29 protein-coding genes are annotated in these 18,951 nt (G+C 38.7%); 2 read left to right on the forward strand and 27 right to left on the reverse strand.

What is annotated here, in order from left to right; genetic code table 11:
- Positions 1–26: 26 nt before the first annotated feature.
- The 27 genes from F6K27_RS08680 to rplC form a co-directional block, all read right to left on the reverse strand.
- Complete coding sequence (locus tag F6K27_RS08680) at positions 27–989, reverse strand: DNA-directed RNA polymerase subunit alpha (RefSeq protein WP_124143140.1); 963 nt, start codon at positions 987–989, stop codon at positions 27–29.
- A gap of 24 nt (positions 990–1,013) precedes the next feature.
- Complete coding sequence (rpsK, locus tag F6K27_RS08685; protein ID WP_124143139.1) at positions 1,014–1,409, reverse strand: 30S ribosomal protein S11; 396 nt, start codon at positions 1,407–1,409, stop codon at positions 1,014–1,016.
- 809 nt (positions 1,410–2,218) lie between these two features.
- Positions 2,219–2,494: a zinc ribbon domain-containing protein gene (locus tag F6K27_RS08690; protein WP_338043122.1), complete on the reverse strand. Its 276-nt coding sequence runs from the start codon at positions 2,492–2,494 to the stop codon at positions 2,219–2,221.
- An 18-nt stretch (positions 2,495–2,512) separates the two neighbouring features.
- Complete coding sequence (gene rpsM / locus F6K27_RS08695; RefSeq protein ID WP_287275033.1) at positions 2,513–2,896, reverse strand: 30S ribosomal protein S13; 384 nt, start codon at positions 2,894–2,896, stop codon at positions 2,513–2,515.
- An 87-nt stretch (positions 2,897–2,983) separates the two neighbouring features.
- Complete coding sequence (gene rpmJ, locus F6K27_RS08700; protein WP_124143137.1) at positions 2,984–3,097, reverse strand: 50S ribosomal protein L36; 114 nt, start codon at positions 3,095–3,097, stop codon at positions 2,984–2,986.
- A gap of 104 nt (positions 3,098–3,201) precedes the next feature.
- Positions 3,202–3,426 carry a translation initiation factor IF-1 gene (gene infA, locus F6K27_RS08705; protein ID WP_008191178.1) on the reverse strand — a complete coding sequence of 75 codons (225 nt, stop codon included), beginning with the start codon at positions 3,424–3,426 and terminating at the stop codon, positions 3,202–3,204.
- 228 nt (positions 3,427–3,654) lie between these two features.
- Positions 3,655–4,248 (reverse strand): adenylate kinase, encoded by a 594-nt coding sequence (locus F6K27_RS08710; RefSeq protein WP_287275032.1) that lies wholly within the window; start codon positions 4,246–4,248, stop codon positions 3,655–3,657.
- Positions 4,248–5,588 carry a preprotein translocase subunit SecY gene (secY, locus tag F6K27_RS08715; protein ID WP_287275030.1) on the reverse strand — a complete coding sequence of 447 codons (1,341 nt, stop codon included), beginning with the start codon at positions 5,586–5,588 and terminating at the stop codon, positions 4,248–4,250. The genes F6K27_RS08710 and secY overlap by 1 nt, the downstream gene beginning before the upstream one ends.
- Before the next feature lie 251 nt (positions 5,589–5,839).
- Positions 5,840–6,292, reverse strand: a complete 453-nt coding sequence (rplO, locus tag F6K27_RS08720) for a 50S ribosomal protein L15 (RefSeq protein ID WP_287275028.1) — start codon at positions 6,290–6,292, stop codon at positions 5,840–5,842.
- A 32-nt stretch (positions 6,293–6,324) separates the two neighbouring features.
- The gene (locus F6K27_RS08725) at positions 6,325–6,492 is read right to left on the reverse strand and encodes a hypothetical protein (RefSeq protein ID WP_287275026.1); all 168 of its coding nucleotides are present in this window, start codon (positions 6,490–6,492) and stop codon (positions 6,325–6,327) included.
- A 161-nt stretch (positions 6,493–6,653) separates the two neighbouring features.
- Complete coding sequence (rpsE, locus tag F6K27_RS08730) at positions 6,654–7,187, reverse strand: 30S ribosomal protein S5 (RefSeq protein WP_287241294.1); 534 nt, start codon at positions 7,185–7,187, stop codon at positions 6,654–6,656.
- Positions 7,188–7,238: 51 nt separating this feature from the next.
- On the reverse strand, positions 7,239–7,601 hold the full coding sequence (gene rplR / locus F6K27_RS08735) for a 50S ribosomal protein L18 (protein WP_124145117.1): 363 nt from the start codon (positions 7,599–7,601) through the stop codon (positions 7,239–7,241).
- Positions 7,602–8,141, reverse strand: coding sequence for a 50S ribosomal protein L6 (gene rplF / locus F6K27_RS08740; RefSeq protein ID WP_124145118.1), 540 nt, complete (start codon positions 8,139–8,141; stop codon positions 7,602–7,604).
- A gap of 284 nt (positions 8,142–8,425) precedes the next feature.
- Positions 8,426–8,827 (reverse strand): 30S ribosomal protein S8, encoded by a 402-nt coding sequence (gene rpsH, locus F6K27_RS08745; RefSeq protein ID WP_124145119.1) that lies wholly within the window; start codon positions 8,825–8,827, stop codon positions 8,426–8,428.
- Between the two features lie 30 nt (positions 8,828–8,857).
- A complete protein-coding gene (gene rplE, locus F6K27_RS08750) occupies positions 8,858–9,403 on the reverse strand; it encodes a 50S ribosomal protein L5 (RefSeq protein WP_124145120.1) in 546 nt (181 codons plus the stop codon).
- A gap of 64 nt (positions 9,404–9,467) precedes the next feature.
- Positions 9,468–9,836: a 50S ribosomal protein L24 gene (rplX, locus tag F6K27_RS08755; RefSeq protein WP_124145121.1), complete on the reverse strand. Its 369-nt coding sequence runs from the start codon at positions 9,834–9,836 to the stop codon at positions 9,468–9,470.
- Positions 9,837–10,205 carry a 50S ribosomal protein L14 gene (rplN, locus tag F6K27_RS08760; protein WP_124145122.1) on the reverse strand — a complete coding sequence of 123 codons (369 nt, stop codon included), beginning with the start codon at positions 10,203–10,205 and terminating at the stop codon, positions 9,837–9,839. It abuts the gene before it with no gap.
- 92 nt (positions 10,206–10,297) lie between these two features.
- A complete protein-coding gene (gene rpsQ / locus F6K27_RS08765; protein ID WP_124145123.1) occupies positions 10,298–10,546 on the reverse strand; it encodes a 30S ribosomal protein S17 in 249 nt (82 codons plus the stop codon).
- Between the two features lie 114 nt (positions 10,547–10,660).
- Positions 10,661–10,939: a 50S ribosomal protein L29 gene (rpmC, locus tag F6K27_RS08770; RefSeq protein ID WP_124145124.1), complete on the reverse strand. Its 279-nt coding sequence runs from the start codon at positions 10,937–10,939 to the stop codon at positions 10,661–10,663.
- Positions 10,940–11,356 carry a 50S ribosomal protein L16 gene (rplP, locus tag F6K27_RS08775; protein WP_124145125.1) on the reverse strand — a complete coding sequence of 139 codons (417 nt, stop codon included), beginning with the start codon at positions 11,354–11,356 and terminating at the stop codon, positions 10,940–10,942.
- 306 nt (positions 11,357–11,662) lie between these two features.
- Positions 11,663–12,391 carry a 30S ribosomal protein S3 gene (rpsC, locus tag F6K27_RS08780; protein ID WP_124145126.1) on the reverse strand — a complete coding sequence of 243 codons (729 nt, stop codon included), beginning with the start codon at positions 12,389–12,391 and terminating at the stop codon, positions 11,663–11,665.
- A 51-nt stretch (positions 12,392–12,442) separates the two neighbouring features.
- Entirely contained in the window at positions 12,443–12,799 is a 357-nt protein-coding gene (gene rplV / locus F6K27_RS08785) for a 50S ribosomal protein L22 (RefSeq protein ID WP_287275024.1), read from the reverse strand.
- A 38-nt stretch (positions 12,800–12,837) separates the two neighbouring features.
- A complete protein-coding gene (rpsS, locus tag F6K27_RS08790) occupies positions 12,838–13,113 on the reverse strand; it encodes a 30S ribosomal protein S19 (protein ID WP_124145128.1) in 276 nt (91 codons plus the stop codon).
- A 242-nt stretch (positions 13,114–13,355) separates the two neighbouring features.
- The gene (gene rplB, locus F6K27_RS08795) at positions 13,356–14,219 is read right to left on the reverse strand and encodes a 50S ribosomal protein L2 (protein WP_124145129.1); all 864 of its coding nucleotides are present in this window, start codon (positions 14,217–14,219) and stop codon (positions 13,356–13,358) included.
- A 64-nt stretch (positions 14,220–14,283) separates the two neighbouring features.
- Entirely contained in the window at positions 14,284–14,595 is a 312-nt protein-coding gene (locus tag F6K27_RS08800; RefSeq protein ID WP_124145130.1) for a 50S ribosomal protein L23, read from the reverse strand.
- Positions 14,579–15,217, reverse strand: a complete 639-nt coding sequence (gene rplD, locus F6K27_RS08805; RefSeq protein WP_124145131.1) for a 50S ribosomal protein L4 — start codon at positions 15,215–15,217, stop codon at positions 14,579–14,581. Before rplD ends, F6K27_RS08800 begins: the two co-directional genes overlap by 17 nt.
- Positions 15,218–15,239: 22 nt before the next feature.
- A complete protein-coding gene (gene rplC, locus F6K27_RS08810; protein WP_124145132.1) occupies positions 15,240–15,923 on the reverse strand; it encodes a 50S ribosomal protein L3 in 684 nt (227 codons plus the stop codon).
- A 1,150-nt stretch (positions 15,924–17,073) separates the two neighbouring features.
- Between rplC and F6K27_RS08815 the strand changes: the two genes are divergently transcribed.
- The gene (locus F6K27_RS08815; protein WP_287275022.1) at positions 17,074–17,550 is read left to right on the forward strand and encodes an NAD(P)H-quinone oxidoreductase subunit N; all 477 of its coding nucleotides are present in this window, start codon (positions 17,074–17,076) and stop codon (positions 17,548–17,550) included.
- Positions 17,551–17,626: 76 nt separating this feature from the next.
- Positions 17,627–18,853 carry a circadian clock protein LdpA gene (gene ldpA, locus F6K27_RS08820; RefSeq protein ID WP_287275020.1) on the forward strand — a complete coding sequence of 409 codons (1,227 nt, stop codon included), beginning with the start codon at positions 17,627–17,629 and terminating at the stop codon, positions 18,851–18,853.
- Positions 18,854–18,951: the final 98 nt, after the last annotated feature.

Consider the following 18,951-nt stretch of genomic DNA (forward strand, 5'->3'; position numbering starts at 1 on the left):
TGGTTTGAATTTCTAACTTTTGGCCTCTAAGTAGCTTTAGCAACTTTTTCTTGAGGTAAAGTTATTCCCAAGCGTTTCTGTAAAGCTTCTATAACTTCCTCAGCCGATTTTTGACCAAAGTTTTTGATCTCTAAAAGGTCTTCTTGACTGTACTCCAGTAGGTCTGCAACAGAGTTAATTTGCGCTCTTTTCAGACAATTATAAGCCCGAACCGATAGTTGTAATTCTTCTATTGGAATCTGACTTGTTGGGTCTGTAGGCTCTCCTGATGGAGCCTCTGCCATATTAGTAATATCTTTAAGTGGCTCAAACAAACTCATTAAGATACTAGCAGCATGACTCAAAGCATCTTGAGGTGTGTAACTGCCATTTGTCCAAACCTCCATAATGAGTCGGTCTTCTTCTATAGAGCTACCTATACGAGCTTCAACTGTATAGTTAACCTTACGAACTGGCATAAAAATGGCATCAATTTGCAGAAAATCAAGAGCTGTAACATCATCGCGAGTACGATCTACCGCTCTATAACCAGTCCCTTTCTCAATTCTAAACTCCATTTCCAGAATTGACCCAGGAGATAGGGTAGCGACATATTGGCTGCGATCGATTATTTCTACCTCCGAAGGTACATCAAAACGATCTGCAGTTAATGTTGCTGGCCCTTCTATCCTAACTCTACCAATTTGTGGTTGGTTGGAATGGCTTTTGAGAACAACCTCTTTCATGTTCAGTAGGATCTCTAGAACATCTTCCCTTACCCCTTTGATTGTGGCAAATTCATGATTAACCCCAGCTATCCTCACTGATGTAATGGCTGTTCCTTCTAAGTTAGATAGTAGAACCCGCCTCAGTGCATTCCCTACTGTTGTCCCTTGACCGCGAGCTAGTGGCTCTATAATAAATTTTCCGTACTGACTACGATCTTTGTCAGTTTTAGACTCTATACACTCGTAATGAAACTGCGCCACGGAGTGACCTCCCTTGAACATTGAACCCCAGAGTTAATAATTTGATTAGACTCTACGCCGTTTTGGTGGACGGCAGCCATTGTGAGGAATTGGGGTAATATCTCGGATCAAAGTTATCTCTAGTCCTGCCCCTTGTAAAGCCCTAATAGCAGTTTCTCTTCCTGCTCCAGGACCACTAACCATTACTTGAATCTGACGCATTCCTTGGTCGTTAGCTCGACGTGCTGCGCTTTCTGCTGCTGTTTGTGCGGCAAAGGGAGTTCCTTTTTTTGCTCCTTTGAAACCACTAGAACCTGCTGAGGCCCAAGAAATTACTTCACCATTCAAGTCAGTAATGGTTACAATTGTATTATTGAAGGTAGACTGAATGTAAGCCACCCCATTGGGCACATTCTTTTTTTGCTTTTTTGCACCTGTTTTTTTACCTGGTTGTCGTGCCATATTTGTCTTTATGAGTGGTATCTTAAGGTAATAATGTACTTTTCTCAGAACAAGTTGACTTATTTCTAATCTTAAACTTATAAGAATTGTTTACTTTGATATAGCTTTAAAAGCTATGCTATATCCTTATATGACTAGCTAGAAATATTGTATTTTGGTTTTACATGACTTAATGTCTGAGAAATAAACTTTTTTGCTGGCTATTGAATTTTTAAATGCTATACTTTTAGTAGTAATACCCACATTTTACTTACATATGAGAGATGATTTTTTTGCGCCAGTAAAGTTTTTACTTTTATTTACTAGAACTATGAGTCTAGAGTTTTTGTTGTAATATCTGAAGTAGCAGATTTTTTGTGTTTCAACCCTGGCAAGTTTTTCTCACTTAAGTCAACAGACTTAACTATAAATAATTCTTTTTTCTCCTTAATTTAATAGTTATAATTAGACAATAACAATTGACTTTCAGAGTTGATCGTTTAATTCGATTAATTTCTTTTCAATCTGACTGAATTACATTACTATAATCACTGTCAATTACTCATAATTTCAGATCATTTGCTATTATTAATAGTATTAATAATTTGTTTGTACTTAAGTAAGCTATACAGAAATAGAATTAAGACTTAAGTAGATAATCAAATCAAATAATACTCAGTAGCAAGTAAGGCTTTAACTAAATTGTTCCCCCCCTTTGGCGAGCTTGGTCTTTACTAATGATAGTAATAGCTTTACTTGACATCCTCCCGGCGTTGAATCTAAAGATTACAACGCGGGATTCCTAACCATCACAGGTTAGGTCTTTCTGCTTAAATGCAAGCCCTCCGGAGCTTAATCCTTTCAGGCCTTACAGTCACTCCACAGACTGACACTGCGAGTCCCGCAGCCTTCTTGGTGGGCGTTCCCTTGCGTCTGTCGCCGACGCGGGTTCCCATCCGCAAAATATTTATACTAGCGTTGATATCTCTATCATGGTGAGCTGGACATTCTGGGCAATCCCACTCTCTAATATGTAGAGGTAGTTTATCTACTACATCTCCACAGTCTGAACAAAGCTTAGAACTGGGAAAGTATCTATCAATCATAAAGATAGAACCAAACTTCTATTTCTTAGCACTGGCTTTTTTCTTACCAGCTACAGTTCGACGTACACCTCTACGAGTTCTGGCGTTAGTGCGAGTCTGCTGTCCTCTAACTGGTAGACCCATCCTGTGCCGACGACCCCGGTAAGTACCAATATCCATCAACCGCTTGATGTTCATGGCTTCCAATCGTCTCAGGTCTCCTTCAACTTGGTAGTTATTTTGAACCGTAGAACGAAGTGCTGCTATATCAGAATCACTTAAATCCTTGACCCGGGTATCAGGATTTACACCAGTTTCATCTAAAATTTCTTGAGACCGAGATAGTCCAATTCCATAGATGTATGTCAGACCAATTTCTATACGCTTATCGCGTGGGAGATCTACTCCTGCAATTCGTGCCACTTTACTTTATCTCCATCACCTTAAAATTAAACTTAAACTAGGTTAATGAGTAGACAACAAATAATCTGATGCCTGTATCGAATATGCTTAACCTTGACGTTGTTTATGTTTGGGATTAACACATATAACCATTACTCGTCCTCGACGACGAATAACACGACACTTTTCACACATTTTTTTGACAGATGCTCTAACTTTCATGCCTTATTATGGCAATACTACAAATTTAGTATTGTATCATTTACTAATGTTTTCAGCAAGTAGATAATCTCCCTACAAATTATTGAGTAGAGATTCAATCATTACTACTTTTTCCTCAGCCGATATGTAATTCGACCTTTTGTCAAGTCATAAGGTGTTAACTCTACCTTGACTCGATCGCCTGGTAGAATTTTGATGTAATTGCGACGGATTTTTCCAGAAATATGAGCTAGCACATTAAACCCATTATCTAAGTCTACTCTGAACATAGCATTAGGTAGAGATTCCGTCACTGTACCCTCCATTTCTATGAGATCTTGTTTTGCCAACTGTTAATCACCTCAACGCTGCAAGTAACCAATTTTTTATATTGGGAACAGCCTGTTATTTCAGGTGATTCCCCTCAACATATCCTATCAAAAATTTTTGAATTTTTAGAGGTTATTGAGCATGAGTTATAAATAATATATATCTATAATATTTAATTGGCATTTAGAGAGCTACAACTAAATATTTCCAGGTAGAAACAATTTATCAAAATCTAATTCTTATTTACCCTATGATATATTAACCGATAGCTTGAGAGAATTAGTCACAGCATCAACAGACTGATTTCCATCTATTGTAAATAGCTGTTGACGTTCTTTGTAAAATTCAATCAGAGGTTGTGTTTGTTGGTCGTAGACTTTTAAACGATTTCTAATAGTTTCCTCATTATCATCTTGCCGACCCCTTGATAATAAGCGACCGACTAAAACCTCATCTGGCACTTGTAAATTTATGACCATCAAAGAATTACTAATTTCAGCTATTTCTTCTTGAGTGTCATTTCCATTTTTGCTTCCAGATAAAAGTTTTTCTACAAAATGTGCTTGAGCCACATTTCTAGGAAACCCATCTAGAACCCAACCATTTTGAGCATCATCTTTTTTCAGTCTTTCTTCAACCATGTCAAGGATTAGTCCATCGGGAACCAAATCACCTTTGTCCATATATTCTTTAGCTTGTAAACCCAGGGGTGATTTTTGTGCCACATTATTGCGTAAAATATCACCTGTAGAAATATGAGGAACTTGGTAAAATTCTGCTATTCGAGATGCCTGTGTTCCCTTGCCTGCTCCTGGCGGACCTAAGAATATCAGTTTTACCACTATTGCTTCACCATTCCTTCGTATCTTTGGGAGATAACGTAAGTTTGAATTTGTTTTGCTGTATCTATTGCTACACCTACTAGAATTAATAGAGAGGTAGCTCCTAATCCTCTAAAGGTAGGTACACGAGTTGCACTTTCTACTACCGTAGGGATAATTGCTACTACACCAAGGAAAATAGCTCCTAAGAAAGTCAACCTATTCAAAACTTTCTCTATATAATCGCTGGTAGTTTTACCTGGGCGAATGCCTGGGATACTTGCTCCCATTTTCTTCAAATTCTGCGACATATCAACTGGGTTCATAATGAGGGAGGCGTAGAAATAACTGAAGAATAATATTAGAACAAAGTAAAATAGAGCATACAACCAAGGAGTTGGGCCACTAGGACTGATAGAAGTAATAATCTGAGATAAAAGTGGATTGTTAGAAAACTGAGCTAAAGATACAGGTAATATGAGGACGGCAGAAGCAAAGATAATTGGCATTACTCCACCCTGATTTAATCGTAAAGGTAAATAGCTTTTTGTTTCCCGATAAAGTTTTCTACCTACTTGACGACGAGCTGAAAGTATAGGAATTCTGCGACTTCCCTCTTGTACAAAGACAATACCTACAATCATCACGAGGAATACCAGAAGCAGAATAATCGCACGACCTACGATAGCACGGTCTCCTCCTTCAAACAATTTAATAGTGTCGCCTAGTGATTGAGGTAACACAGCCACAATGTTGACAAATATCAACAATGATGCTCCATTACCAATTCCTCTTTCTGTAATTAATTCAGATATCCACATCACAAACATGGAACCTGCCGTAATTGCTAAAATAGTCTTAGCAATAAATAGAGGCCCTGGGCTAATCGCTACACTTACCGACGATCCATTGATATCTACAGATGAACTATTCAGAAATATTGCTAAACCAAAGCTTTGTAACACTGACCATCCCAAGGCCACATAGCGAGTGATTTGAGAAATTTTACGACGTCCTGCTTCTCCTTCATTCTTCTGCAGATTTTCTAAACTGGGTAAGGCTGCTGTCATCAATTGAATGATAATCGAGGCATTAATATAAGGTATGATGCCCAATGCAAAAATACCTAATGCCGAGAAACCTCCACCAGAAAATAGGTCTAGAAATCCTGTTAAAGCCTGATTCCCGATACTTGCTTCAAAAGCTCCTCTATTTATTCCTGGTACTGGTAAGTAAACACCTAGACGCACCAAAAGAAGTAAACCTATTGTCACTAGCAGTCGCCCCCGCAAGCCTGCTGCTTGGGCCATCTGCAAGAATGTTTCTTGAGCAGTTGGTGACTTATCTCTACTAATGTCCATATTTATTTGAGATTTATATTTTATATTTTTGATTTTAGCAAAATTAGGTAGAATCCTCCGCTTCTAGAGATTTTATTTGTTTGAGAACCAAGGCTTTTTCTTCAACTAAAGCTTTTGAGACTCTACTTGAGATAACCTGAAAAAACTAGAAAGTTTACTGAAAATCATGAAGAAAAAAGAAAAAAAATCCTTCTAACCAATCCTCTTAAATTTATAAGAAAAGGTAATTCTAAATTCTAAATTCTAAATTCTTAATTCTTACCTATTTGTTCACAACTACCACCTGCTGCCTCTATTTTGGAACGAGCTGTAGCTGTAAAACCTATAGCATGAACATTGAGTGCAATATTCAACTCTCCATCTCCGAGGACTTTGAGCGGTCCATCATTACTTGTAATAATTCCCGCTTCCATAAGAGAGGCAAGAGTTACCTCTGTGTTAGCTGGTAATGATGCCAACTTACCCACATTAATAATTGTATATTTTTTCCGATTTACCATCGGAAAGCTTTTTAACTTTGGCAAGCGACGATAAAGAGGATTTTGACCACCTTCAAAACCGGGTCTAGTACTGCTGCCAGACCGAGATTTTTGACCGCGCATCCCCTTACCACAGCTTGCACCTTGACCTGCTGATATGCCTCGGCCTAATCTACGAGGGCGTTTCTGAGAACCTTTTTTAGGAATTGCATCTTTTAATCTCATATTGTTTGATCTTGCTACCGATGAATTTGCCATTATTGACATCCTTCCGACGCTGCTCTACGAGACAGCACGGGTTCCCTAGCATCACTGATAGGGGCTTTCTGCTTCAATGCACCCGCCTTCCGGGATTTACTCCCAGAAGGTCTTACAGTCGCTCCACAGACTGACACTGCTAGTCCAGCAGCCTTCTTGGTGGGCATTCCCTCTCTTGGTCAGCATTCCCTTGCGTCTTACGTCGACGCGGGGTCTGACCGCTTGCGTCTATCCTCCAAAGGAGGATCTAAAGCTTTTCATGTCGCGCAGCGAAACGCCGACGTGGGGTCTCACCGCTGTTGCCTATTGCCTATTCCCTGCTCTAGGACTAAGCATATAGATGTTCCACAGGCAGGTCTCGTTCTTGAGCAACATCGGCCAATGTTCTCAAAGCAGATAAGGCGTTAACAGCAGCTCTAGCATTGTTTAATGGATTATTAGACCCTAACTGTTTGGCTAGTATATTCTGAACACCTGCTAGTTCCAGAACTGTTCTCACCGCTCCTCCCGCGATAACTCCCGTACCTGGTGCTGCTGGACGCATGATCACTTTAGCTCCACCACCAAAACCATTTACAAGGTGAGGAATAGAGTTAGATTTTGTGAGAGGTACTTCTACTATATGTTTTTTGCCATCCGCAACTCCTTTCTTCACAGCACCGATAACATCTGCTGCTTTACCCACTCCTACGCCTACTTGACCTTTTTCATTGCCTATGACAACTATCGCCCGGAAACTCAGGTTTTTACCACCTTTTACAACTTTAGTGACTCGGCGGATTTGGACAACCCTTTCCTGCCATTCACTTTCTTTCTCTTTTGTACGGTTATTTTTTTTACGACGCTGCTGTTGTTCTGCCATAGTTGTTACCTTTTGTCAAGTTCTTTTTTTGTGTGTAACTTTACTAATTATCTAGAAGTCTAATCCCGCTTCACGAGCTGCCTCAGCTAAAGCTTTTACACGGCCATGATAGATATTTCCACCACGGTCGAAAACTACTTTTTCTATTCCTTTTTCTAGAGATCGCTGTGCAATTAATTTTCCTACTTGCACAGAAGCATCACAGTTAGCTCCTGAACTAATACTTGATTTTAATTCTGGTTCTACAGTTGATGCTGCAACTAAGGTATGTTGTTTAGTATCATCAATTACTTGAGCATAGATATGCAGATTTGATCGAAATACTGACAGTCTAGGGCGTTCTGATGTACCAAATACCTTTTTTCGCACCCGACGATGCCGCTTTCTGACAGAGTCTTTACGAGTATACTTCATCTATTTTTTACCTGATTTACCTGCTTTGAGTTTAATCATTTCACCTGCATAGCGAATACCTTTGCCTTTGTATACTTCTGGTGGACGAACAGCACGAATTCGCGCAGCAGTATTTCCTACTAATTCTTTATTTATGCCAGTAACAATTACATTAGTATTATTTTCTACTGCCACCTGAATACCTTCCGGAGGAGGCATTTCTACTGGTTTACTGTAACCTACGTTTAAGATCAAGTTCTTCCCTTGAACTTGAGCACGATATCCTACTCCTTGAATCTGTAGTCGCTTTTCATATCCTTTTGATACCCCTTCGACCATATTGGCAACTAAAGTTCGAGATAGACCATATTGCTGACGAGCACGACGAGTTTCAGTTTGTGGTTTAACCACAATAGTATCTTCCTGCTGTTCAACAGCTATTTCTGGGGACAGTACTCTAGAAAGTTCACCTTTCGGGCCTTTTACTGTTACTTTTTGACCATCAATGGTAATGGTCACTTTGTTGGGAATCTTGATGGGAAGCTTACCAATTCGAGACATAGCTTTCTTTGTATATATATAAGGTTGCTAGATATTGTTTTCTTTGGGTTAGTGAATAGCTCTTGATTAGACCTCTTGCAAAAGTTTTAATCAAATCAATTCAAGACACGAAATCAACAATTTTACCAAAAAATTGTGGTTTCAAGCTTCCTTTTTTTAGGAGATAAAAAGACAAAAATTTCTTTGAGTCAATCCTGTTCTTTTAAAGGAGAGGTAATTATTAATTATTAATTGTTAAACTCCCTATTCCCTGACTTCTGCAAGAAGTCTATTCATTTTGTTTACTACCAAACATAACAAAGGACTTCTCCTCCGATGCCTCTTTTTCTAGCTTCTCTATCAGTCATAATTCCACTGGATGTGGAAATAATAGCTATTCCTATTCCACCTAAAACTCGTGGTAATTCTTTACGATTTTTATAGACCCGGAGTCCAGGTTTACTAACTCGCTTCAGATATCTAATAATGGGTTGTCGATTTTTACCTTTGTATTTTAAAGAAATTACTAGGAACTTCTTGAGACCTTCGCCTTCTTGTTCAAATCCACCAATAAAACCTTCCTCGTTCAATACTTTGGCAATACTGCGAGTCATCTTTGTTGCTGGAACTTTTGTTGTTGTATGTTGCGCCATGCAGGAGTTGCGAATTCGCGTCAACATATCTGATATTGTGTCGTTAGCCGCCATTTTTTCCTTTTTTTCCTTAACTACTTTAAGTTAATTAGTCCGAAAGGGCATTCCCATTTCTTTAAGTAAGGCGCGGCCTTCCTCATCAGTGTTAGCTGTGGTAATAATTGAAATGTCCATTCCCCGAATTTGATCGATACTGTCATATTCTATCTCTGGAAATATTAGTTGCTCTTTTAAACCTAAGCTGTAATTTCCTCGACCGTCAAAGCTTTTAGGATTTATGCCTCTAAAGTCTCTAATTCTAGGTAATGCTAAATTAATTAGTCGGTCTAGAAATTCATACATTCTTCCAGAACGTAGAGTCACCATAACTCCTACTGGCATTCCGTTACGGATTTTAAAGCCTGCGATCGCTTTTTTTGCCCTAGTTACTACTGGTTTTTGGCCTGTAATTGTAGCTATTTCTTTGATTGATGAGTCTAGAGCTTTAGCATTTTGAGATGCTTCCCCTAAACCCCGGTTCAATGTTACTTTAACCAGTTTTGGTACCTGGTGAATATTTTTATACTTAAACTGCTCCATCATTTTGGGAACAATTTTTTCTTGGTAAAAATTCTTTAGTCTTTCTGCCATAGTTTTAGTAACTATATAGTTTAGTAAATTTACTTAGTAATAAAGTAATTTGATTTTGGTCTGTTTAATCAATAATTTCTCCTGTTTTTTTGAGCTTTCGCACTTTGCGACCATCATCTGTAAATGTATAACAAATGCGACTAGCTACTTTTTCTTTGCTAGAGTAGAGCATAACGTTAGAACTATGAATCGGAGCTTCAATGGTAACAATTTTACCTGACTCTCCTTCTTGCTGAGGTTTAACGTGCTTTGTTTTGACGTTAATTTCTTTCACTACAACTTTGCTAACTTTTGGCAACACCTTCAGAATTTCGCCTACTTTGCCTTTATCTTTTCCGGCAATTATTTGAACTGTGTCACCTTTCTTAACGTGCATCTTATAGCGTATAGGTTTTCCCTGTGCGCTCATTTGAGATTTTTTCTTTTTAGCCATTTACAGTACCTCCGGTGCTAGGGATACGATTTTAGTAAAATTTTTGTCTCGTAATTCACGAGCTACTGGGCCAAATACACGAGTCCCTCGTGGATTTCCATCCTGGTTGATAATTACTGCTGCATTATCATCAAATCTAATGCTCATACCAGTATCTCGACGTAAACCTTTCCTCGTACGGACAACAACAGCTCTCACTACATCTGACTTTTTGACAGCCATGTTAGGAGATGCGTCTTTGACTACAGCTATTATAACGTCACCTATACGAGCATAGCGACGATTGCCACCACCTATTACACGGATGCACATTAATTTTCGGGCACCGCTATTATCAGCTACATTTAATATGGACTGTTGTTGAATCATTGCTGTCTCTGTGATGTTTTATAGATGTGTTAGAATTAAAGTTAATTGATTTGTTAATTTTAATAGTTTTATTCGACCAATAAAACCAACCATTAACTAATCTTGGAATTTAGGATTTCAGCAAGTTGCCAACGTTTAGTACGACTCATGGGACGAGTTTCTGTAATCCGAACGCGATCGCCTTCGTTACATTTATTTTCTTCGTCGTGAACTTTATATTTTTTAGTTTTCACGACTGTTTTGCCGTACTTCGGGTGAGCAGACCTGTTTTCGATCGCCACCACTATTGTTTTGTCCATTTTGTTGCTGACAACTACACCTACTCTTTCTTTAGCTGCCATAATTTTCCTTGTTTTATGAGTAATAAAGTGTTCTTTAATTTTCCCGATAAATACTTGTAAAATGTCAACAATTAATAATTTACTAATTGCAACACATATTAAGTTTTTAATTTTTTATTCTGGACTATCTGCTGTTTCAACAGATGTACTTGAAACTGATGCTGCTACTTCTTGAGTAGAAGCTTCTGCTTCTTTAACTAATTCTCGTTCTCTTTCTATTGTTAACAATTGAGCCAGTCGATGACGATTGTATTTAAACAGGTGAGGTTTTTCCAACCTTCCGGTAGCTTTTAACATTCGTAAATCGAACAATTCTCGCTTAACTTTTACTATCTCAGCGACAAGTTCTTCATCACTCAAATTCCTAACTTCTTCTACTTTAGGAAAAGGCATCTAGAAATCTCCCTCGCGTGTAATAAACTTAGTCTTAATTGGTAACTTAAATGATGCTAAACGCATAGCTTCGCGGGCGATGTCTTCTGCAACTCCACCTAACTCAAACATTATGCGTCCTGGTTTAACTACTGCTACCCAATATTCTGGGGCCCCTTTACCGGAACCCATACGGGTTTCTGCGGCTCGCATTGTCACGGGTTTATCTGGAAATATACGAATCCAAATTTTCCCACCCCTACGGATATAACGAGTCATGGCACGACGAGAAGCTTCTATTTGACGGGAAGTAATCCAAGAAGGTTCTAATGCTTGGAGAGCAAATTCACCGAAAGCAATGCTATTGCCACTATTTGCATTACCTCTCATTCGTCCGCGTTGCTGTTTACGGAATTTTGTTCTTTTAGGACTTAACATAGTCTACTATTTACTACTTAATTTAGTATTTTCCTAGAAATCAGTTATGGCGCTACGCGCAATTCAAAAGTCAAAAGTAATATTTGACTGAGGGCGAAATGTTTTTGGATAGTTGCTCACGCATACCCCTTACAAATTATGAATTCTGAGTTCTAAATTCATCCAATCTTTTTGGATAGTTCCTCGCGCATACTCGTTACAAATTCTAAATTATGAATTCTAAATTCTAAATTTATCCAATGTTTTTGGATAGTTCCTCGCGCATACCCCTTACAAATTCTGAATTCCAAATTCTAAATTCTAAATTCATCCTTCGTTAGACCTGTCTTCATATTGCTGACGACGTTTTTGTTGTCTACGTTTTGGTTGATTTACTTGAGCATTTCCCATATCTTCTTGACCAGGAATAATTTCTCCTTTGAAGATCCAAATCTTGATCCCCAGGATGCCGTAAATTGTTTTAGCAGTACAGTAGGCATAATCAATGTCAGCTCTCAATGTGTGCAATGGCACACTACCTTCTCTTGTCACCTCGGTACGAGCAATTTCTGCTCCATTGACTCTTCCACTTACCTGCACTTTTATGCCTTCTACACCAGCTTTTTGAGCCCTAGTTATAGCTTGACGTACAACTCGACGAAAAGAAACCCTTTTCTCTAGTTGTTGAGCAATGTATTCACCAATAAGCATGGCATCGGTGTCTACTTTTGTCACTTCAACAACATTGATTCTGATTTGACGGTTGCTACCCAAAAGTTGTTGTAAACCTACTCTCAAAGACTCAATACCTGCACCACCTCTACCAACCACTACACCTGGTCTAGCGGTGCTAACTTCTAAGTCTATCTGGTCTGCCTTTCGCTCAATTCTGATTTGAGAGATGCCTGCATTTGCCAGAGTTTGCTTGACATATTTACGAATTTTGTGGTCTTCTTCCAACAGTTCTGGGTAGTTTTTAGCATCAGCGTACCAACGAGAGCGATGCTCTTGGGTTACGCCTAATCTAAAACCAATTGGATGTATTTTTTGTCCCATTACTTCTATACTTAAATTAATGTCTTGTAATCGTTCAAATTCCTTTCTTTACTAATCAACTACAGGAGCTACTGCAACTGTAATGTGACAAGTAGGTTTACGAATTCTGTAAGCACGACCTTGAGCGCGGGGTCGGTAGCGTGGCAAACAAGGCCCTTGATCGGCAAAAGCTTTGGATACAACTAAAGTTTCTGGGTCTATTCCTTTATTATGCTCGGCATTTGCTGCTGCTGAACGCAATGCTTTACGCACAGGGTCGCAGGAACGATATGGCATAAATTCAAGTATAATCAACGCTTTCCGGTAAGAGATCCCACGAATTTGGTCAAGTACGCGTCGCACTTTAAAGGGAGACATTCGGATGTAACGGGCGATTGCTTTTACTTCTTCATTGGTATCTACAGGCATACCTTTCTCCAATTATCAATTTCAACAAGTTTTCTATATTATCTTTTAGACTTTCTATCTGAGCCGTGACCTCGATATGTCCTAGTCGGTGCAAATTCCCCTAATTTATGACCTACCATCTGATCGGAGATGAACACTGGGACGTGTTGACGTCCGTTATGTACTGCGATCGTATGACCTACCATATCTGGGATAATAGTTGAAGCTCTTGACCAAGTTTTAATTACTTGTTTTTGATTTTTCTCGTTTAAATCTTCTATTTTTTTCAATAGATGATCTGCGATGAATGGTCCTTTTTTTAATGATCGAGCCATAATTGAATTTATGATTGATTTAATACAATTCAAGTTAGAGATGTTATGCCGTTTCACTTAAGTCAGAATTACTTAAGTTGATGTACTGTATTAGGTCTATCAAAATAATTGGGTCGTGCCACCCCGCCTTTTCAGGGGAAACGTTTTTTTGGGAGGAGCTTAAATCCCCGTTACAAAAACAACTTCTGACTTCTGACTTCTAACTTCTGACTTCATTAACGCTCATCAACCAGATACTGATTTTAGCTTTGCCGTCCACCTTTACCTCGTTTAGAGGATTTACGACGACGTTGTACGATTAAAGCATCACTCCGTTTTCTCTTCTTACGAGTTTTCAGACCTAATGCTGGCTTACCCCAAGGAGTAACTGGTCCGCTTCTACCGACTGGTGCCCGGCCTTCACCACCACCATGAGGGTGATCGACTGGGTTCATCACACTACCTCTAACTGTTGGTCTCTTTCCTTTCCAGCGATTGCGACCAGCTTTTCCTAAGCTAATATTTCGATGATCGATGTTGCCTACTTGACCAATACTGGCGTAGCAACTTGCTCTGACTTTACGCCGTTCGCCAGAAGGGAGTTTGATTGTTACATATTCGCCTTCTTTTGCTACCAATTGAGCAGCGGCACCAGCAGCACGGACTATTTGTCCTCCTTTACCTGGAACAAGTTCCACATTATGAACATCTGTACCCAGAGGAATTTGACTCAGAGGTAATGCGTTGCCAATTTCTATTGGAGCGTTTATGCCAGAAATAATGGATGCACCAACTTTTAATCCTACAGGATGAAGGATATAACGTTTTTCTCCATCTTGATAATGTAGTAGTGCTATTCTGGCGTTCCGGTTCGGATCGTATTCTACTGATGCTACTTTGGCCGGAATATTATGTTTGTTACGACGGAAGTCAATAACACGATATAGTTTCTTGCTACCTCCGCCTCGGTGACGACAGGTAATTACACCACGGTTATTACGACCCTTTCGTCTATGCTTGTTTTTTACCAGAGATTTTTCTGGTGTTGAGGTAGTTATCTCAGCAAAGTCTGATACGCTATGTTCTCGGGTACTTGGTGTATAGGGTCGATAGGAACGAATACCCATAATTAATTTTCTATGCCACTTGAGATTTTACAGATTTAAAGATTTTAAATTGAGTTGAGTTTTTTTAGAGGTCTGGGAATAGAACTTTTCTAATTGGTTCTCCATCTTCTAAGCTGACAATAGCTCTTTTATATCTAGGTTTGAAGCCTTGAAATTTACCTACTCTTTTCTTTTTTCTTGGTAAATTTAGGGTATTCATACCTGTTACTTTTACCTCAAATAGTTGTTCAATTGCTGCTTTGATCATTGGCTTTGTTGCCCTTGGATCTACATCAAATGTGTATTGATTTAGTTCCATTAATCTAGTAGCTTTTTCTGTAACAACTGGACATTTGACTATATCTACTAAGTCTCGTGAATCAACTTTTATCCCCATACATCTCCTGAATTTTCTCTATTGCTGCTGCTGTAGCTATGATTTTATCTGCTTCTAGAATATCGTAAATATTCAAGTTATTAGCTAGGGAGATTTTCAGTTTCGCAATATTACGACCTGAGAGATATACATTTTCTTGTTTCTCTTCTAATACCAGCAGAACTTTAGATTCTGGTTCTACTCCCCAACGAGCGATCGCTTCGACTAATTCTTTGGTTTTCGGTCTTGTTAATTGCTCGGAAATATTTTCGACCGCAATTAAGTCTTCTGAACGACTTTGAAAGGCGGTGCTTAGTGCTAGACGTTTTTCCTTGCGGTTCATTTTATGAGAGTAGTCTCTTGGCTTCGGCCCAAAGATTACACCACCACCACGCCATAGAGGCGAACGGATGGAACCTGCTCTTGCTCTACCTGTTCCTTTTTGTCGCCAAGGTTTACGACCTCCACCTCTGACTTCAGATCTTGTTTTTGTGCTAGCTGTTCCTTGGCGGTTATTCGCCATTTGTAGTCTTAAGGACCTGTGAACAACATGAGCTGCACTTTCTTCTTTTGCTACTCGTAAGTTGAGAGTTGCTTGTCCAACTTCTTCACCTTGCCAGTTTTTTATGACACAATCAACCATCTTTTTTTCTCAAAAATTTTTTTTATTTTTGACCTACTATTGTGGCTGGAGCAACGCTAACTAATGTGCCTGGTTTACCAGGAATGCTTCCTTTTATCAGCAATAGGTCTCTTTCTGTATCTATTCTCACTACTTTGAGTTTTCTAGTAGTGACTCGCACGTTTCCTAAATGTCCTGCCATTTTCTTACCTGGATAAACACGCCCTGGTGTTGTTCCTGGACCTGTGGAGCCTGGCAAACGATGGTTTTTGGAACCGTGAGCCATTGGTCCACGTCTAAAGTTATGACGTTTTTGATAACCAGCAAAGCCTTTACCTATACTTTTTCCTGTAACATCAACGAGTTGGCCAGCTTCAAATAGATCGACTTTTATTTGTTGACCTAGTTCAAAGTCACCTGTGTTTTCTACTCTGTATTCTCGTAGATGACGTAAGGGAATACCGCCTGATTTAACTAAATGCCCTTGTTGAGCATTAGTCAAGTATCTATTAACTTCTTTTGGTTCTTTGATATTGAGTTGACGGGTTTTATTTTTGGCTTCTCCATATCCTATTTGAATTGAAGTATAGCCGTCTGTTTGTTCGGTTTTGATTTGGGTAACTACACATGGACCTGCTTGTACTACTGTTACAGGAATTGCTGCTCCTGTTTCAGGTTCAAATACTTGTGTCATGCCTAGTTTTTTGCCAAGGATACCAACTGCCACTGTCGCTCTCCTATTTTTTTTTATCCACTACAACAATAATGTTTTTTAACTAGCTATCAGCTTAAAAATTTGTATTAGGTCTCTGTTTACGGAGCATTCCGTCAGGAAAGGCTTTTTAATTGAAATAATTTATTTTTTTTTACAGATAGTTTTATACCTAATAAATAATTAATAAATCATACTATTTACATATAATTAATTGTTTAAACTTATCCTGATATCTTAATTACAACAGTGGTTAATTTTCTGACTATTTCTTAGGAGCGATCGCCTAAGTCTATTGCTAGTAATACTTAACTTCTGTTTGATTTTATTAGGTTGACACTCTCACCGTTAAATCACGCGATTATAACGGGAAATTCTTGTTTCACAGATTCTTAACTAGATAACAAATCAAATAAACCGAATTGCACCCCCGTTAGACCATCTCCGCAAGCTTTTTATTCAACCGTGTGCCCCACGGCTATTGATTCGATTATGACGCCAAAAATGTGCGCGCATACGATTATTTTTCTGGTTGAAATTCATCTCACCGTTAAATAAGAGCGATGATAACGGCTCGAACTCTTTCAACATTTATGATAGGTTTTACTGTTTCAACCAAGTTGATTATCAACTTTGATGCTTTTTAAGATAACATCAGAATTAAAAATATTCTTAGTATTAAACCAGTAAAGTACTAGAGAAATTTTAGAACTAATACTCCCCATAACGATGAAATATCATCGTTGAATAATAACGATAATACTTATATTTACCAGCTATTATTTTTTAGCTTTTTGTCTTTAGCTCTAGTTCTTAGTTTTATGGTCGCCAGGACTTGAGTAGCTTGCTAATCAGTATCCTTTTTTTCTAGGAAGTAAAACTTATCAAAACTGACTATTTCTTGATTTTTAAAGTTGAAGTAGCTAGCTAAGTAGTTATTTATTAACCTTTGTACAACTCCCATAGGAGTTAACATAGGCCATACTTGCCTAATATGTCACTTTTTTTTCGGCGACAATATATAATTTTATAGTATTTACTAAGACTTGTCTAGTAGTTTAAATAATTTTTTTTCAGGTCGCTAGGAAGACAAGTATCTTTGGTTTAAACAACTATAATCCAGATATAATCACCTACAATTTAAAAATTAGGGACAAGATTGAGCATGGCACTGATTACGACTGGTCGAGGAATGATTAAGGATTTGGAGAAGTCTGGGTCTTTGGCCGTTTATGTTCCTTTGGAAGGAGGGTTTGAAGGGCGTTATCAACGTCGTTTAAGGGCTTCTGGCTATGTAAGTCATAATATTACTGCTAGAGGTCTTGGGGATTTGGCCATGTATCTGACAGGGGTGCATGGAGTCAGACCTCCTCACTTAGGTAAGAAAAGTACGGGTAATGGCCCAGCAGTTGGTTATGTCTACTATGTACCGCCAATTGTTAGCTATCGATTGGAACAGTTACCACCTAAAGCTAAGGGTTTGGTTTTGTGGATTATAGAAGGTCAGATTCTATCTAGCCAAGAAATTGAGTATTTAACTGTCCTACCTAAATCAGAACCACGAGTTAAGGTGATAGTGGAAATGGGAGGCGATCGCTTCTTTAGATGGACACCACTTCAAAATGCTTTGGTGCCTGCTTAAAGAAAGAATTTTTTGAGCTAACATTTTATCTTTGTACTTCAAATTTTTTTGAGCTAAAGGCTCTACTATATACAGCGTGAGAGAACGCTATTCTCCCCTAATTTCGCTAAAAAAAGGCCACTGGTTTAAGTTAATCTGTGGGGCCAGCTTTCAACACCTGCCAACAGTAAGAAATTTAACATTAGCTTATACTTTGGCAGGGGCAGATTGTATTGATGTAGCGGCCGACCCGGCGGCGATCGCTTCTGCTGGGCAGGCTTTACAGATTGCAAGTGGTCTCCAATATTGGGCCAAGTCTCATGGATTTGGCTACCAAACGTTACCATGGATAATGGTAAGTATCAATGATGGAGAAGATCCTCATTTCCGGAAAGCTGAGTTTGACCCTACTGTTTGCCCCACAGACTGCTGGCGACCTTGTGAGAGAGTCTGTCCGGCAGATGCTATAGTTTTTTCTGAAAATAGAGATACTATAACTCCTGGTAATTCAGGGGTTATAGATGAACTTTGCTATGGTTGTGGAAGATGTTTGTCTGTATGTCCTAAGCAACTAATACAGGCTCGTTCTTATGTATCCACTCCTACTTCTATTGCATCATTAGTATTGCAGACTGGTGTAGATGCCATTGAAATTCATACTCAAGTGGGAAGAGAAAGTGATTTTCAGCGACTCTGGAAAAGCATAAAACCTTGGGTAAGTCAATTAAAACTAATTGCTATTAGTTGCCCTGATGGAGAAGGGCTAGTAGAATATTTACAAAGTCTGTATGAAATTATTTCTCCTCTTCCTTGTACTCTAATCTGGCAAACTGATGGTAAACCGATGAGTGGAGATATTGGGGCAGGTAGCACAATGGCAGCGATCGCATTGAGTCAAAAAGTGCTGAATGCAAAACTACCAGGGTATGTACAGTTAGCAGGAGGCACAAATAATTTTACTGTAGCCAAGCTTGTTGCTAAAGGTTTGCTAGCATCTGAAAATAACAAACAGGGAAACTCTGCTAAAAATTTAAATACTTACATTCCGGAAAATAGATTTGTATCTGGTGTAGCTTATGGTAGCTATGCCCGCGTTTTGTTGTCACCAATTTTGGAAAAATTAGAAAAAATGCACAAATCACAGCTGCAGGCAATTGAATCTGTCTGCAGCACAACTAGCGTTCATGCCAAAGAACTCACTAATGATTCTCAGCTAACGAAGTTGGAAGTTTTACCGGAACTTCTTTGGGAAGCTGTCAGTTTAGCTAACTCTTTGGTTTCCCAAATTAAAACATCGGATCTAAGTCAAATGAGGAATGAGTAATGAATTTCCATAATAGAATTTTATTTGATACCAACATGGAAATAGAAGGCAGGTTAAAATACAGGATAAAAACGCTTAAACTTCAATATGTATGTGTT

The organism is Okeania sp. SIO2F5 (assembly GCF_010692685.1).
GTDB lineage: Bacteria > Cyanobacteriota > Cyanobacteriia > Cyanobacteriales > Microcoleaceae > Okeania > Okeania hirsuta.

Bases quoted from the DNA above. Each gene is read 5' to 3' on its own strand.
- rplE (WP_124145120.1), bottom strand. From the start codon at position 9,403: ATGGCAGAAAGACTAAAGAATTTTTACCAAGAAAAAATTGTTCCCAAA.
- rpsH (WP_124145119.1), bottom strand. From the start codon at position 8,827: ATGGCGGCTAACGACACAATATCAGATATGTTGACGCGAATTCGCAAC.
- rplF (WP_124145118.1), bottom strand. From the start codon at position 8,141: ATGTCTCGAATTGGTAAGCTTCCCATCAAGATTCCCAACAAAGTGACC.
- rpsE (WP_287241294.1), bottom strand. From the start codon at position 7,187: ATGGCAGAACAACAGCAGCGTCGTAAAAAAAATAACCGTACAAAAGAG.
- rplN (WP_124145122.1), bottom strand. From the start codon at position 10,205: ATGATTCAACAACAGTCCATATTAAATGTAGCTGATAATAGCGGTGCC.
- secY (WP_287275030.1), bottom strand. From the start codon at position 5,588: ATGGACATTAGTAGAGATAAGTCACCAACTGCTCAAGAAACATTCTTG.
- rpmC (WP_124145124.1), bottom strand. From the start codon at position 10,939: ATGCCTTTTCCTAAAGTAGAAGAAGTTAGGAATTTGAGTGATGAAGAA.
- rplP (WP_124145125.1), bottom strand. From the start codon at position 11,356: ATGTTAAGTCCTAAAAGAACAAAATTCCGTAAACAGCAACGCGGACGA.
- rplD (WP_124145131.1), bottom strand. From the start codon at position 15,217: ATGGTTGATTGTGTCATAAAAAACTGGCAAGGTGAAGAAGTTGGACAA.
- rplR (WP_124145117.1), bottom strand. From the start codon at position 7,601: ATGAAGTATACTCGTAAAGACTCTGTCAGAAAGCGGCATCGTCGGGTG.
- rpmJ (WP_124143137.1), bottom strand. From the start codon at position 3,097: ATGAAAGTTAGAGCATCTGTCAAAAAAATGTGTGAAAAGTGTCGTGTT.
- rplV (WP_287275024.1), bottom strand. From the start codon at position 12,799: ATGCCTGTAGATACCAATGAAGAAGTAAAAGCAATCGCCCGTTACATC.
- F6K27_RS08815 (WP_287275022.1), top strand. From the start codon at position 17,074: ATGGCACTGATTACGACTGGTCGAGGAATGATTAAGGATTTGGAGAAG.
- F6K27_RS08690 (WP_338043122.1), bottom strand. From the start codon at position 2,494: ATGATTGATAGATACTTTCCCAGTTCTAAGCTTTGTTCAGACTGTGGA.
- F6K27_RS08725 (WP_287275026.1), bottom strand. From the start codon at position 6,492: ATGCCCACCAAGAAGGCTGCTGGACTAGCAGTGTCAGTCTGTGGAGCG.
- rplO (WP_287275028.1), bottom strand. From the start codon at position 6,292: ATGAGATTAAAAGATGCAATTCCTAAAAAAGGTTCTCAGAAACGCCCT.
- rplB (WP_124145129.1), bottom strand. From the start codon at position 14,219: ATGGGTATTCGTTCCTATCGACCCTATACACCAAGTACCCGAGAACAT.
- rplX (WP_124145121.1), bottom strand. From the start codon at position 9,836: ATGGCTAAAAAGAAAAAATCTCAAATGAGCGCACAGGGAAAACCTATA.
- F6K27_RS08800 (WP_124145130.1), bottom strand. From the start codon at position 14,595: ATGGGGATAAAAGTTGATTCACGAGACTTAGTAGATATAGTCAAATGT.
- rpsS (WP_124145128.1), bottom strand. From the start codon at position 13,113: ATGGCTCGATCATTAAAAAAAGGACCATTCATCGCAGATCATCTATTG.
- rpsK (WP_124143139.1), bottom strand. From the start codon at position 1,409: ATGGCACGACAACCAGGTAAAAAAACAGGTGCAAAAAAGCAAAAAAAG.
- rpsQ (WP_124145123.1), bottom strand. From the start codon at position 10,546: ATGGCAGCTAAAGAAAGAGTAGGTGTAGTTGTCAGCAACAAAATGGAC.
- rpsC (WP_124145126.1), bottom strand. From the start codon at position 12,391: ATGGGACAAAAAATACATCCAATTGGTTTTAGATTAGGCGTAACCCAA.
- F6K27_RS08680 (WP_124143140.1), bottom strand. From the start codon at position 989: ATGTTCAAGGGAGGTCACTCCGTGGCGCAGTTTCATTACGAGTGTATA.